Origin of the sequence: Acinetobacter oleivorans DR1 (assembly GCF_000196795.1) — a bacterium.
Taxonomy (GTDB): domain Bacteria; phylum Pseudomonadota; class Gammaproteobacteria; order Pseudomonadales; family Moraxellaceae; genus Acinetobacter; species Acinetobacter oleivorans.
Window position 1 is genome coordinate 1,212,506 of record NC_014259.1, and the last position, 13,483, is coordinate 1,225,988.

General features: G+C 39.1%; 14 protein-coding genes. 8 read left to right on the top strand and 6 right to left on the bottom strand.

Annotated features, from left to right (window positions below):
• The first annotated feature begins 54 nt into the window (after positions 1–54).
• From AOLE_RS05650 to AOLE_RS05665, 4 genes are all read left to right on the top strand, one after another.
• The gene (locus tag AOLE_RS05650) at positions 55–840 is read left to right on the top strand and encodes an ABC transporter substrate-binding protein (protein ID WP_005307073.1); all 786 of its coding nucleotides are present in this window, start codon (positions 55–57) and stop codon (positions 838–840) included.
• Between the two features lie 91 nt (positions 841–931).
• A complete protein-coding gene (locus AOLE_RS05655; protein ID WP_013197222.1) occupies positions 932–1,621 on the top strand; it encodes an ABC transporter permease in 690 nt (229 codons plus the stop codon).
• Positions 1,618–2,331: an ABC transporter permease gene (locus AOLE_RS05660; RefSeq protein ID WP_005307068.1), complete on the top strand. Its 714-nt coding sequence runs from the start codon at positions 1,618–1,620 to the stop codon at positions 2,329–2,331. Before AOLE_RS05655 ends, AOLE_RS05660 begins: the two co-directional genes overlap by 4 nt.
• A 9-nt stretch (positions 2,332–2,340) precedes the next feature.
• Positions 2,341–3,117 carry an ABC transporter ATP-binding protein gene (locus AOLE_RS05665; RefSeq protein ID WP_013197223.1) on the top strand — a complete coding sequence of 259 codons (777 nt, stop codon included), beginning with the start codon at positions 2,341–2,343 and terminating at the stop codon, positions 3,115–3,117.
• Positions 3,118–3,191: 74 nt separating this feature from the next.
• Here the strand turns inward: AOLE_RS05665 and abeS are convergent, their stop codons facing one another.
• From abeS to AOLE_RS05685, 4 genes are all read right to left on the bottom strand, one after another.
• Positions 3,192–3,521, bottom strand: a complete 330-nt coding sequence (gene abeS / locus AOLE_RS05670) for a multidrug efflux SMR transporter AbeS (protein ID WP_003650669.1) — start codon at positions 3,519–3,521, stop codon at positions 3,192–3,194.
• Positions 3,522–3,750: 229 nt separating this feature from the next.
• Complete coding sequence (locus AOLE_RS05675) at positions 3,751–4,014, bottom strand: YfhL family 4Fe-4S dicluster ferredoxin (RefSeq protein ID WP_013197224.1); 264 nt, start codon at positions 4,012–4,014, stop codon at positions 3,751–3,753.
• A gap of 2 nt (positions 4,015–4,016) precedes the next feature.
• Positions 4,017–5,387, bottom strand: coding sequence for a prephenate-dependent tRNA uridine(34) hydroxylase TrhP (gene trhP, locus AOLE_RS05680; RefSeq protein WP_023274162.1), 1,371 nt, complete (start codon positions 5,385–5,387; stop codon positions 4,017–4,019).
• Positions 5,388–5,443: 56 nt separating this feature from the next.
• Positions 5,444–6,910, bottom strand: coding sequence for an aminotransferase-like domain-containing protein (locus tag AOLE_RS05685; protein WP_081399120.1), 1,467 nt, complete (start codon positions 6,908–6,910; stop codon positions 5,444–5,446).
• A gap of 230 nt (positions 6,911–7,140) precedes the next feature.
• Between AOLE_RS05685 and AOLE_RS05690 the strand changes: the two genes are divergently transcribed.
• Complete coding sequence (locus tag AOLE_RS05690) at positions 7,141–8,010, top strand: PhzF family phenazine biosynthesis protein (RefSeq protein ID WP_013197227.1); 870 nt, start codon at positions 7,141–7,143, stop codon at positions 8,008–8,010.
• A 53-nt stretch (positions 8,011–8,063) separates the two neighbouring features.
• Here the strand turns inward: AOLE_RS05690 and AOLE_RS05695 are convergent, their stop codons facing one another.
• Positions 8,064–8,843: a ferredoxin--NADP reductase gene (locus AOLE_RS05695; protein ID WP_005307052.1), complete on the bottom strand. Its 780-nt coding sequence runs from the start codon at positions 8,841–8,843 to the stop codon at positions 8,064–8,066.
• Between the two features lie 101 nt (positions 8,844–8,944).
• Here AOLE_RS05695 and tsaA point away from each other — a divergent pair, with 101 nt between their 5' ends.
• Positions 8,945–9,667 carry a tRNA (N6-threonylcarbamoyladenosine(37)-N6)-methyltransferase TrmO gene (gene tsaA, locus AOLE_RS05700; RefSeq protein WP_013197228.1) on the top strand — a complete coding sequence of 241 codons (723 nt, stop codon included), beginning with the start codon at positions 8,945–8,947 and terminating at the stop codon, positions 9,665–9,667.
• Between the two features lie 19 nt (positions 9,668–9,686).
• Here the strand turns inward: tsaA and AOLE_RS05705 are convergent, their stop codons facing one another.
• Complete coding sequence (locus AOLE_RS05705) at positions 9,687–10,958, bottom strand: MgtC/SapB family protein (RefSeq protein ID WP_013197229.1); 1,272 nt, start codon at positions 10,956–10,958, stop codon at positions 9,687–9,689.
• 289 nt (positions 10,959–11,247) lie between these two features.
• On the opposite strand from AOLE_RS05705, the gene AOLE_RS05710 reads away from it, so the two are divergent.
• Both AOLE_RS05710 and AOLE_RS05715 read left to right on the top strand, forming a co-directional pair.
• A complete protein-coding gene (locus AOLE_RS05710) occupies positions 11,248–13,005 on the top strand; it encodes a GspE/PulE family protein (protein WP_013197230.1) in 1,758 nt (585 codons plus the stop codon).
• A 75-nt stretch (positions 13,006–13,080) separates the two neighbouring features.
• Positions 13,081–13,440, top strand: a complete 360-nt coding sequence (locus AOLE_RS05715; RefSeq protein WP_005307042.1) for a NirD/YgiW/YdeI family stress tolerance protein — start codon at positions 13,081–13,083, stop codon at positions 13,438–13,440.
• Positions 13,441–13,483: the final 43 nt, after the last annotated feature.

Below are 13,483 nucleotides of genomic sequence, written 5' to 3' on the forward strand. Positions count from 1 at the left end.
AGAAATTACTCAAGTTTTTATCACCTTATTTGGATTTTAAGGAGAAGCTTCAAGATGGCAAGCTTTATGAAAAAAATGTTCGTTTCAACAACCTTAGTTTTGGCTGCTGTTGCAACGAATGTTCAAGCAAAGGATTGGAAGGTGATTCGTTTTGGTACTGAATCCTCTTATGCACCATTTGAATATAAAACACCAGATGGCAAGTTAACTGGTTTTGACGTTGATTTGGGTAATGCTATTTGTGCAAAACTCAAAGCCAAATGTGTTTGGGTTGAAAACTCTTTTGATGGGATGATTCCAGCACTTAAAGCGAAAAAATTTGACGGTATTCTTTCATCAATGACGGTGACTGATGAACGTGCGAAACAAATTTTGTTTAGTAGCAAAATCTACAACACACCAACACGTATGGTTGCAAAAAAAGGCTCACCGTTATTACCAACAGCTGCATCATTGAAAGGTAAGCGTGTAGGGGTACAACAGGGCACAATTCAAGAAACTTATGCTAAAACCTATTGGGCAACAAAAGGTGTAACTGTTGTACCTTATCCAGTCCAAGATTTGATTTATCAAGACATGATGTCAGGTCGTTTAGATGCAACTTTACAAGATGCAATCATGGTTGATGGTGCTTTCTTAAAACAACCAAAAGGCAAAAACTTTACTTTTGTCGGCAGCAATGTGGTTGATGCAAAAACATTGGGTGTAGGCGCAGCGATTGGTTTACGCAAAGAAGATGCAGATTTGAAAGCGAATATTGACAAAGCTCTCGCAGCAATCATTGCGGATGGCACATACAAGAAACTCGAGAAAAAATATTTCTCCTTTAACATTTACTAATGATGTGAAAAATGTCGGCTTAGTGCCGACATTTTAAAATCTATTCTCATCTCATCAATATTAGATATTGTTTTTAAGGAGAAGATGAGTCATGTTTTTATCTGGCTATGGGCCACTCCTTCTCAGCGGAACATGGATGACCATACAGCTTGCGCTGTTGTCACTTTTGCTTTCTGTCATTATTGGCTTAATTGGTGCGAGTTCAAAACTCTCTAATATTAAAGCTTTACGCTATATTGCGACTGCATATACCACGCTCATTCGTAGTGTGCCTGATTTAGTAATTATGCTGCTGTTATTTTATAGCTTGCAGTTAGGTTTAAACCAAATTACTGAAGCACTGCAAATGGATCAAATTGATATTAATCCTTTTGTGGCTGGTGTGATTACTTTGGCGTTCATTTATGGTGCATATTTTACCGAGACCTTTCGTGGTGCATTTCAATCGGTTCCAACGGGTCAAATTGAAGCAGCAATGGCCTATGGGATGACTCCTTGGCAGGTTTTCCGACGTGTTTTATTCCCTCAAATGATGCGTTTTGCATTGCCTGGCATTGGTAATAATTGGCAGGTTTTGATTAAGGCGACTGCACTTGTTTCTATTATTGGCCTGACTGATATTGTAAAAATTACGCAAGATGCGGGTAGAAGTACCATGCAACTGTTCTTTTTCAGTATCGTGGCTGCTGCGATTTATTTGGCAATTACCACCGTGTCGAACCTGATTTTAATGTGGCTTGAACGTCGTTATTCTGCTGGTGTGAGGAAGGGACAATTATGATTGAAATCCTTCAACAATATTGGCAGGCATACCTTTGGACCGATGGCCTACAAATGACCGGTGTCGCGATGACTGCTTGGTTATTGGTGCTTTCTATTGGTATTGGCTTTGTGCTTGCTGTGCCTTTATCACTTGCACGAGTATCAGAAAATCTTTGGTTGCGTGGTCCTGTTTGGTTGTTTACCTACGTTTTTCGTGGCACACCACTGTACATCCAATTGCTGATTATTTACTCAGGTATTTACAGCTTTGATTATGTCCATGAACATCAGACGCTCGATGCATTTTTTAGAGAGGGCATAAATTGCACCATTTTGGCATTTGCGCTCAATACTGGTGCATATACGACTGAAATCTTCGCAGGAGCGATTCGTTCTATTCCACATGGCGAGATTGAAGCCGCCCAAGCTTTCGGTATGTCCAAATGGAAACTCTACACACGTATTATCATTCCGTCGATGTTACGCCGTGCTTTGCCATTTTACGGTAATGAAGTCATTTTGATGTTGCATGCGACAACCATTGCATTTACAGCAACTGTTCCAGATATTTTAAAAATTGCGCGCGATGTGAATGCCGCAACTTATGACACTTTCAATGCTTTTGGGATTGCCGCGGTGTTATATGCGATGTTGGCATTTATTTTGATTTGGATATTTCGTAAGTTGGAAAAACGTTGGTTGGCATTTTTAAAGCCATCGAATCATTAGGAGACATAAATGGAACACGTTGCAAAACTAGTGATTCGTGATTTACACAAAACATTTGGCGATCATGAAGTACTGAAAGGGATATCACTTGATGCAAATGCTGGCGATGTGATTAGTATTATTGGTTCATCCGGTTCAGGTAAAAGTACCTTGCTGCGTTGTATCAACTTTTTAGAACAACCGAGCAATGGCACCATTAAACTTAATGGTGAAAAATTGCGCACAGTCTTTGATAAAAAAGGCAATTTAAAAGTGGTTGATCCAAAGCAACTACAAAAAATGCGTACCCAACTGATGATGGTGTTCCAGCACTTTAATTTATGGTCTCACATGACAGTGCTTGAAAATGTCATTGAAGGGCCAATTCATGTGCTTGGGGTAAAACGTGCTGAAGCAGAAGAGTGTGCACGGAAATATCTACGTAAAGTTGGATTGCCTGAAAGTGTTGAGAATAAATATCCAGCATTTTTATCTGGTGGCCAGCAGCAACGGGTAGCAATTGCTCGTGCTTTGGCAATGGAACCGGAAGTGATGCTATTTGATGAACCAACCAGTGCACTTGATCCGGAGTTGGTGGGTGAAGTACTCAAGGTTATGCAGAGTTTGGCTGAAGAAGGCCGTACCATGATTGTGGTGACACATGAAATGGGTTTTGCACGCCATGTGTCTAATCAGGTGATTTTCTTGCATCAAGGGAAAATTGAGGAGCAGGGCCATCCTGATGAAGTACTCAACAATCCGAAAAGTGAGCGTTTAAAGCAATTTTTGACGGGCAGTTTGAAATAAGCTGTTTATAACGAGTAAGGTGAAATTTTTTAAAAAAGATTCGCATCTTACTCGGTTACTTTTTTAATTATATTTTATAGATGGGTATTTTTAGAAAACACATTAATAATGATAATACCTGCAATCATTAAAGTAAGACCAATGCAGGCCGCCAAATCTAAATGCTGTTTGTAAAATATCCAGCCAATTGCAGAAATTAAAATAATACCGGCGCCCGACCAAATGGCGTATGCAATTCCGATCGGAATGGTTTTTAGCGTCAGGGACAATAAATAAAAAGCGATCGCATAGCCTACAACTGTAATGATGGATGGAATAGGAACAGTAAAACCTTGAGATGCTTTTAAAGCTGAAGTTGCAATGACTTCACAAGCAATCGCAATTGCTAAATAAAGATAAGACATGGGGAGCTGCGCCAGAATGAGTTTTAATCAATCTACATGAAATGTTGAAATGGTTTGGCAGTTTTAACGATTGTTTAATTTTTTTGGTACAAAATGACCAGTAAATCAAACTGAACTGATAAATTGATTTTATCACTAGCAAAGTGTTCTCAGCTATTTATTCAATCATTGATCTGCATAGTCATAAAAAGAGGATCAGTGACTTTAGCTTGACCCTCTATAGACTATTTTAAAAAATAGATTCGCCGAGTAAATTTAACCCTTTAAATTTCTCTAGTAGTTGCTCTTTATTCTCAATATGCGCAGGGTCTGTTTTTATGCAATCGATAGGGCAAACCGCCTTACACGTAGGCGCATCGTAAAAGCCTACGCACTCGGTACAACGAAGAGGATCAATTTCATAAACTTTGCTCCCTTCAAAAATAGCGATGTTGGGGCATTCAGGTAAGCACATATCACAGTTGATGCAGTCACTCGTAATCAAAAGTGCCATGTTTAACTCGCTGAATAAGCCAATGTAGATGCAGTAATACTTTCTTTCGCATGCGGCAAATTGCGTACGAGTAGGGCATAACTGATGTCAACATCTTGTGAGAGTGGAATTTCAACAAAATGCCCCGAACCTTTAGCATCTGTAATTGGGTTACCTTTTAAATCACGCATTTCGGTTAAGGTAAAGGTGATATTGCCTTGAGGCGTCATCAGCTCAAGTGAGTCGCCAACCACAAAACGGTTTTTAACTTCAATGCGAATATAATCACCGTAACGCTCTAAAACCTCGCCGCAAAATTGTTGATAGTCAAAATGTGATGAACCATCGGCATAGTTTTGATATTCACTGTGTACATGACGTCTTAAAAAACCTTCGGTGTAACCACGGTTCGCCAACCCTTCGAGCTGAGCCATTAAGCTTGAGTCAAATGGTTTACCTGCTAAAGCATCATCAATGGCTTTTCGATAAATTTGGGCAGTACGGGCACAATAAAAATAGGATTTAGTACGGCCTTCAATTTTCAGTGAGGCGATGCCCATTTTGGTTAAACGATCTACATGCTGTACCGCACGTAAATCTTTGGAGTTCATAAAATAGGTGCCGTGTTCATCTTCTTCAGCAGCAAACATTTCTTCATCATTACGTTGTACAAGCAAAGTTTGAGCTGAAGTTGTCTCTGATTGTGCTGATGAGCAGCAAGACTTTTCTGAGGTGTTGAGCTGAGTAACTGGAATCACGTCGCCGTTTGCATCTTCTTGAGCTTCATGCAGTTTATAGTCCCAACGGCAAGCATTGGTACAAGCACCTTGGTTGGCATCACGTTTATTCATATAACCAGAGAGTAGGCAGCGGCCTGAGTAGGCCATGCATAGAGCGCCATGCACAAAAACTTCGAGTTCAATATCTGGTACGTGTTGCTGGATTTCTTCTATTTCTTCTAATGACAACTCACGCGATAAAATGACACGGCTTAAACCGTAATCTTTCCAGAATTTAACAGTGGCCCAGTTAATGGCGTTGGCTTGAACCGATAGATGAATTTGCACATCTGGAAAGTGTTCACGCACCAGCATGATTAAGCCCGGATCAGACATAATAAGTGCGTCTGGCTGCATTGCTACAATAGATTCAAGATCACGAATAAAATTTTTTAATTTGCTGTTATGTGGCTGAATATTCACCACAACATAAAACTTTTTACCCAAAGCATGCGCTTCATCAATTCCAATTTTTAAATTGTCATGATCAAAAGCATTATTACGCACACGTAAACTGTAACGTGGTTGTCCTGCATATACGGCATCTGCACCATAGGCAAAAGCATAGCGCATGTTTTTTAGTGAACCTGCGGGAGAAAGGAGTTCAGTTTTCATAAAATAAAAGGCATAAAAAATATATGGTTTTATTTTATTAACTCCACATTTTGGATTCAACCTACTGAATTAGTAGGGATTTGACCTATATCTTTTTGCGCGGGTAGCATATTTTTTGCTAACTCTCCTAAGCGCATCAAAGCATTTAACATTCTAGGATTTAGCTCGAAACACGCTGCTATGCGTAAACAATGACTAAAACGTTTATCAGCCGAACATAAAATTCCCGGCATACATAAGATTTTTTCATCCATTGCCTGATGAAACAGTTCTAGTGCATCAATGGATTCGGGGAGCTCTAACCATAAAATAAATCCTGCTTGCGGACGACTGACTCGAGTACCGAGTGGAAAATAACGACATATATAAGATTTGATGGTGTCAATTTGTTGTTGATAGCGTTTTTTAAGATGCCTTAAGTGCAGATCATATCCGCCATTTTCTAAAAAAAGTCCCAACGTTTCTGTGAGTAAAGCTGGTTCGGCAACAGTGGTTGTAAATTTAAGCTGCTGCACAATATTACGGAAGCGTCCAGCTTCTAACCAACCAATTCGATAGTCAGGTGCTACAGTCTTGGTATAGCTACCACACACCAAAACCCATCCATTTTGGTCAAATGCCTTAATGTTGGGTAAGAGTGGTTCAGTCAGTTGCAATTCGGCGTACATTGCATCTTCAATGACGGGAACTTGAAATTGATTAGCAAGCTCTGCTAAGCGACGGCGGTTGCTTTCAGGCATGCTAAAACCGAGAGGATTGTGTCCTGTTGGAATAGTTAATATGGCTTGTACACTTTTAGATTTTAAGAGTTCTTCAAGAGCATCTAGGCACATACCTGTATGTGGCGAAGTCGGCACTTCTATGATTTTTCGACCTAAATTATGAAGGAGTGGGTACAGATTGTGAAATGTAGGGATCTCAAGTGCAATGCTGTCACCCGCTTGAGTTGTTGCCATAATCGCGAGACTTAAAGCTTCCATGGTGCCATGAGTGAGCACAATATCATCTGCTGAAAGAAACATACCAAGCTGTAAACTTCGCCTCGCAATTTGTGTACGTAAACGTATAGAGCCGGGCGGTAAAGTATAGTTTTTAAAAATGTCTGGCTGCGTCCGTAAAACTTGAGCAGTTAAGCGTTTTAAGCGTTCAATTGGGTAGAAATTTTCACCTGTAGGGCAAGCCAGAGCCAAATTGACATAGTGGGGATCCATCTGCTTTTTAACAATTTGTGCGAGAAAACAACTAATTCCTGAAAGTGATACTTTTTCTTCACTGACATAACGCTCTTCGAGCTCTAGTAAGTTTGAAGGTGCATGACAAACATAGTAACCAGACTGTGGACGAACTGAAATTAAACCTTGATCTTCAAGCTGACGATAAGCTTCTTTTACGGTGTTAATGCTGACCTGATAATGATTTGCGCAGTCGCGAATTGATGGTAAGCGTGAACCAATAGGCTGCCTGCCATTCTGAATTTGAAAGGTTAGGTCATCACTCACTTTTTTATATTTGTACATGTCAATTCATTAAAAAGCCAAGGTAGTGGATACACTTTATCGTGATCTTTTATTTAACTCAAATATTGTAATTGCTTGTGATTAGTTCATTTAACACAAATCTAAACTTGAAAACTGTGTCTATTATTTTTCATATTAACTGATACTGTGACCGTTAAAAATAAATCAGTAAGATCAAAAAATGGTAAGGACTTAAAAGCCATATTTTTTAATTTTAAAATCAGTAGGAGTGGTCTATGTCTGTTGTTGCATTTAAACAAGTTGATGTTTTTACTTCACAAGCATTTAAAGGTAATCCTGTCGCAGTCATTATGGACGCCAGTACCTTAACATCTGAACAGATGCAGGAAATTGCGAATTGGACGAATCTTTCTGAAACGACATTTGTGCTCCCTGCGACCGATTCGCAAGCTGATTATCAGGTTCGAATTTTTACTCCACAAAGTGAGTTGCCATTTGCAGGACATCCTACAATTGGTACTGCCTATGCTTTGCTTGAAGCAGGCCTCGTGACAGCTCAAAAAGGTAAGGTGGTACAGCAATGTGCTGCGGGTTTGGTAACACTTACCGTGAGTGACTCAGGGCATATTTCATTTGAACTCCCTAAGCCTAAAATTACTCCACTTGATGCAATGCACACTGAGAAATTAGCAGAAATTTTAAAATGTGAAATTAATACTCAATGGAATGCTACATTGGTTGATGTAGGCGCACGTTGGATAGTATTACAAGCGGTGAATGCTGAAGCTGTTTTAGCGACTCAACCAGACTTTGTAGCCTTAAAACAACATGATTTAGAAATGAAAGTTACGGGTGCGACAGTTTTTGGTTTTTATGAAAGTAATGATGAGCAAAAACACATAGAAGTTCGTTCATTTGGACCTGCTTGTGGAATAAATGAAGATCCAGTTTGTGGTAGTGGTAATGGCAGTGTGGCATCTTTCATTCGTCACTATGGTATTTTACCAGCACAAAATGACACAGTTCTTTCTTCACAGGGGCAGGCTTTAGGTCGTGACGGACAGCTTCAACTTGAATTGCATCAGGATAAAATTTTAGTCGGTGGAACGGCTGTTACCTGTATTGATGGCACAATCAAGTTATAAAACAGATATAAAAAAACCGAGGACTTTGCCTCGGTTTTTTTATTAGAAAAATCTTATTTTTCTACGAACGCACGCTCAATCACGTAGTCGCCCATTTCACCCATACGAGGTGATTCAACTAAACCGTGTTGGTCAAGTAACGCAGCAACGTCTTTTAAGAATGCAGGGCTACCGCAAAGCATTGCGCGGTCAGTTTCACGGTTAAAACGTGGTAAACCGATTTTTTCAAATAAAGCACCAGTTTCAATTGCAGTTGTTACACGGCCTTGAGTGTGGAAAGGTTCACGAGTTACTGTAGGGTAGTAAACAAGTTTGTCTTTAATACCTAACTCTTCAAAGAATTCATTTTTTGGAAGTTCATCCAAAATTAAATCTTGGTAAGCTAATTCAGAAATATAGCGTGTACCATGAACAACAATTACTTTTTCAAAACGTTCGTAAGTTTCAGGGTCACGAATAATTGATAAGAATGGTGCAAGGCCAGTACCAGAAGATAAAAGGTACAAGTTTTTACCCGGTAAAAGGTCATCATGAACCAAAGTACCTGTCGGTTTTTTAGAAATTAAGATTTCATCGCCAACTTGTACTTTTTGCAAAATTGAAGTTAAAGGACCGTCTTGTACTTTAATTGAGAAAAATTCTAACTCTTCTTCGTAGTTTGCACTTGCAATCGAATACGCACGCATTAACGGTTTGCCATTCACTTCTAGTCCGATCATTACGAACTGACCATTTTTAAAACGTAAGCTAGTATCGCGTGTAGTTTTAAAACTGAAAAGTGTGTCATTCCAGTGGTGAACATGAGTAATGCGTTCGACGTTAAAAGCAGCCATTAAAGGTCTCGATCACGATTAAAAGAAAACAGATAGCTATTCTAATCTAATTTCATTCCCGATAAACTGAATATATTTAATTGTGTTTATAAGAAAAAGTGATGAACAATTCTGTCACCTTCCCAATAATTGGCCACATGTGTTCCCCATATCGCGAAAAATTTGGTATTCCACGCCAGCCTAATTTGGTAAATATCGAGTCTTATATCGATATGGTAGAACCTTATAATGACTTATTGGCATTTGAGGGAATTGAGCAGTTCAGTCATCTCTGGCTAGTTTGGCAGTTTCATGACAACAAAAATCAGGGGAGTGCCGATAAATTCCGTCCACAGGTTCGTCCACCACGTTTAGGTGGTAATGAGAAAATTGGGGTGTTTGCTACACGTAGCATGTATCGACCATCTCCAATCGGGCTTTCAGTTGTAAAACTGAATAAAGTGGAAAAAGTCGGTAAGTCTGTTCGGGTCTATATCACAGGAAGTGATTTATTAAATGGCACTCCAATTTTAGATATCAAACCTTATATTCAATATTCTGATGCAATTATTGATGCAGAAAGTGGTTATGCACATGCAGAACCTGAACGGAAGTCAGTCGTTTGGTCAGAAGCTGCGTTAACAGCGCAAAAATATTTTCTGCAAAATAATGAAATGAATTCACAGCACATTGATGAGCTTGAGCAAGTCTTATCTTTAGATCCTCGGCCTGCCTATCAAGAAGACGCTGAACGAATCTATAAAATGAAATTTTCAGATTTTGATATTCATTTTAAAGTTGATCAATTTGTAGTTACGGTCATTGATGTGGTGAAGACTTCTTAGCTTGCACAGTAGAAATCTTTTAAAACCAATGGATGTTGAGCCAAAGTAAACTAATAAATATAGCCATATGAATGAGTTGGGCGGGAACAAAAGCAAGGGCATAGCGTAGCCCGCCCGAAATAGCAGAGTTCACACTTTTGGCAAGCGCATGAACCGCAAAGCCTCCTAAAAATGCAATTAATAAAGGCGTCATATGGGTGCTATCAGGTTCACCTTGCACAATGACTGCCGCAATAGCTGCATGTATTTCAAATAAAGATGCGAGCAGAGTACCTGCGATTAATCCAGCATCGCCTAAAGAGATACTTAAGCCATAAACACCTGCCTGAATGAGGGTGAGTGTGCCTGCAATAATAATGGCTTCTTTTAAGCTGAACATTCTTGAGTCGAGTTCGGGCGAAGTTGTACTGGGCTCTGCTTTACGCAATAAAATGAAAGCCCAGATTGCTAAAACTGCTAATGCAATAAGGGTAGGAAATATAATCAACTTAAACCAAGCAAAGCTAATTCCAATCACAATAATTAAAGTTTGAATGAGTGTTGAAACACACGACATTAATGCAGCGCCTGCATTTGTAGTTGCATTGGCTCTGCCAGAGCGTACTTCTAAACCTAAACTGGCAATGGACGCTGTACTGGAAACAAATCCCGAAGCTAAAGAAGAGAGTAATAAAGCGTTTTTAGATGAGAGTAACCGTTTCGCAATATGGGCGAGTGCTTGTACAAATAAGATCAAAGTGAGTAATTTTAAAATCACATGCGGATTTAAAACTGGGCCCCAAAAGGGTTTATTGGGTACTAAAGGCAGTGCTATTAACAGCAAGGCAAGTAGAAAAATACCATCACGCAATTCCGATTCGGTAATCCACTGACTGGCAATGCCATGCATAGACTGCTTTGCCAGTAAAATAATGGTCATGATTACGGCGAGGCCAGCAGCGAGCGAAATATTCCAAATACAAAGTGCCCCAATAAAGTAAGTCATAATAAAGGCAAGTTCGGTGGTCACACCGGGGTCATTGGGCTGATTTTTAAGAGATACAATACTAATTGCCCCAATGAGAAGGGCACCTACAATTCCAATTTCAGTGCCGAATAAAAAACAGATGGCGCCTAATAATGAACTAATTGCAAAAGAACGAAATCCAGCAAATGTTTTATATTCATGTTTAAGCTTACTTCGCTCACGTTCTAAACCAATTAATAAGCCACAACCGAGCGCCGCAGCAATAACGGTAATGAATTCTTCAAATGAAGTTGTTTGTAATGACATTGTCATTGGAAGCTCCATATTACTTCCTCTTTGGTTTATTGTTATAAGTAGATTTGAATCGTTTTAAAAATCATATATTCACGTTCAGTTTATGCTTTTTATTATAGTGAGCATAGTGTCTTTTTTAGACAAAACCACATACACAGTATTTTTATAGATATGAACTATGACGCAAAAAAATATTAAGTTGAGAATTGGTTTAATTATTTGAAGTTAAATAATATTTAAAAGTAGGGTTTAGCAAATTTGTGAGGAGATAAATCAGAAATATCTCTGCTATATTATAAAAATATATTGGGGATAACGCATGAATGCACATGTACAAATAGATACGTATTGGTGTCTAGAACAACTATTACAAGAAGGTCGGATTACAGAACGAGATAAATTACTGGTACAGTCAAGTCACCGCCAAAAAGACCAGTTAAAGTGGCATCCATTACAGTGGATTGCACATTTTAATTTAAAGGATCAGCAGCACACACACGCTCATTTAAGTTTAAACCGCTTGTGTTTATGGTTTGCAGATCAGGTTCAGCTCCCTTTATTTGTGATTGATCCTTTAAAGGCAGATGTTAGCGCTTTAACGCAGGTAATGTCACAAGAGTTTGCCATTCGCAATCATATTTTAGCTGTGGAAATTCATGCCGATCGAATCGTGATTGGAACAGATCAACCATTTCAAACAGATTGGCTAAACAATTTAGAGCGGAGTCTGTCGCCTAAAAAAATTGAACGAGTATTACTTAATCCTGAACAGTTGCAACGCTATTTACGTGAATATTATCAGGTCAGTCGTGCAGTAAATTCCGCTCAAAAAGATGCAGCTCATGAACGTGACACTAAAAATGTTGAAGCGCTTTTGCAACTTGGCGATAGTCAGAATCCAGATGCGAATGATCAGCATATTGTGAAATTGGTTGACTGGATTTTACAGTTTGCATTCGAGCAGAGTGCCAGTGATATTCACATGGAACCGCGTAAAGACAATGGTAAAGTCAGGTTTCGTATTGATGGTGTGTTGCACACCATTTATAACATGCCATCAAATACGCTGACTGCCGTAATTTCCCGAATTAAAATTTTAGGGCGTTTAAATGTAGCGGAAAAACGTAAACCGCAAGATGGTCGATTAAAAACACGGACACCTAAAGGTCAAGAAACTGAACTCCGTTTATCAACCTTACCAACAGCGTTTGGTGAGAAACTGGTCATGCGTATTTTTGATCCCGATGTGTTGGTACGTTCTTTTCATCAACTTGGTTTTGAACAGAGTTTATTACAACAGTGGCAGCAATTAACAAAAAATAGCCATGGGATTATTTTGGTCACTGGCCCCACAGGTTCAGGTAAAACCACAACGTTATATTCATCTTTAAAGCAACTCGCAACAGATCAGGTTAATGTCTGTACCATTGAAGATCCGATTGAAATGCTAGAGCCTAGTTTTAACCAAATGCAGGTCAATAACGCAATTGAATTAGGTTTTGCAGATGGTGTTCGTGCACTTATGCGACAAGATCCAGATATTATTATGATTGGGGAAATTCGCGATCAAGATACAGCAAATATGGCCATTCAGGCGGCACTTACAGGTCATTTGGTGTTATCAACTTTACACACCAATGATGCGCCGTCCAGTTTGACTCGCTTGCATGATTTAGGTGTGCAGCGATTTTTAACAGCAGCAACTATTTTAGGTGTACTGGCTCAGCGTTTAGTGCGACAACTTTGTCCACACTGCAAACAGCAAACTCATATTAATGAGGATGAATGGCAACATTTAACATTCGACTACATTATGGAAATGCCAGAAAAAGTTTATCAGGCAGTAGGGTGTGAACAATGTCGTCATACAGGCTATAAAGGGCGAGTCGGTATTTATGAATTTATGCCAGTCAGTCTTGAGCTTAAGCATCTTATTAGTAGCCATATGACCTTAAATGATTTGAGAACGCAAACTAAAAAAGAAGGTATAGAACCTTTAAGAATTGCAGGTGCTCGTAAGGTAATTGATGGTCTTACAACATTAGAAGAGGTATTACGGGTTGTGCCATTAAATTAACTTTTTCTTAAGATTCACCTCATCTATGCCTGTTGTACTTACGCTATTCGAAGATGTGGTTAAAAAGGTGATCTTATGAAAATGCTTAAAGCGATACTAATGACTACGGGTCTAACTGTTACTGGCGTAGCTATGGCAAATACACCTGTGAATCAGGCAGCAATTGCACCAGCAACTCTGACAACTGTTAAGCATGCATTAACGGCAAAAGATAATACACCAGTCAAATTACATGGGCAGGTTGTAAAATCTTTAGGTGATGAAAAATATCAATTTCGTGACAAGACAGGTAGCATTACAGTGGATGTAGATGATGAGCTTTGGCAGGGTCGTCCTATTTCAGCAAATACAAATGTCACTCTAATTGGTGAAGTAGACATCGACTATAAACCTTTAAAACGTGTAGAAATTGAGGTTGATCAAGTTCAGTTTTAATTCATTGATCTCTGAATCTACTACTTTTAGCCGCATTTAAATG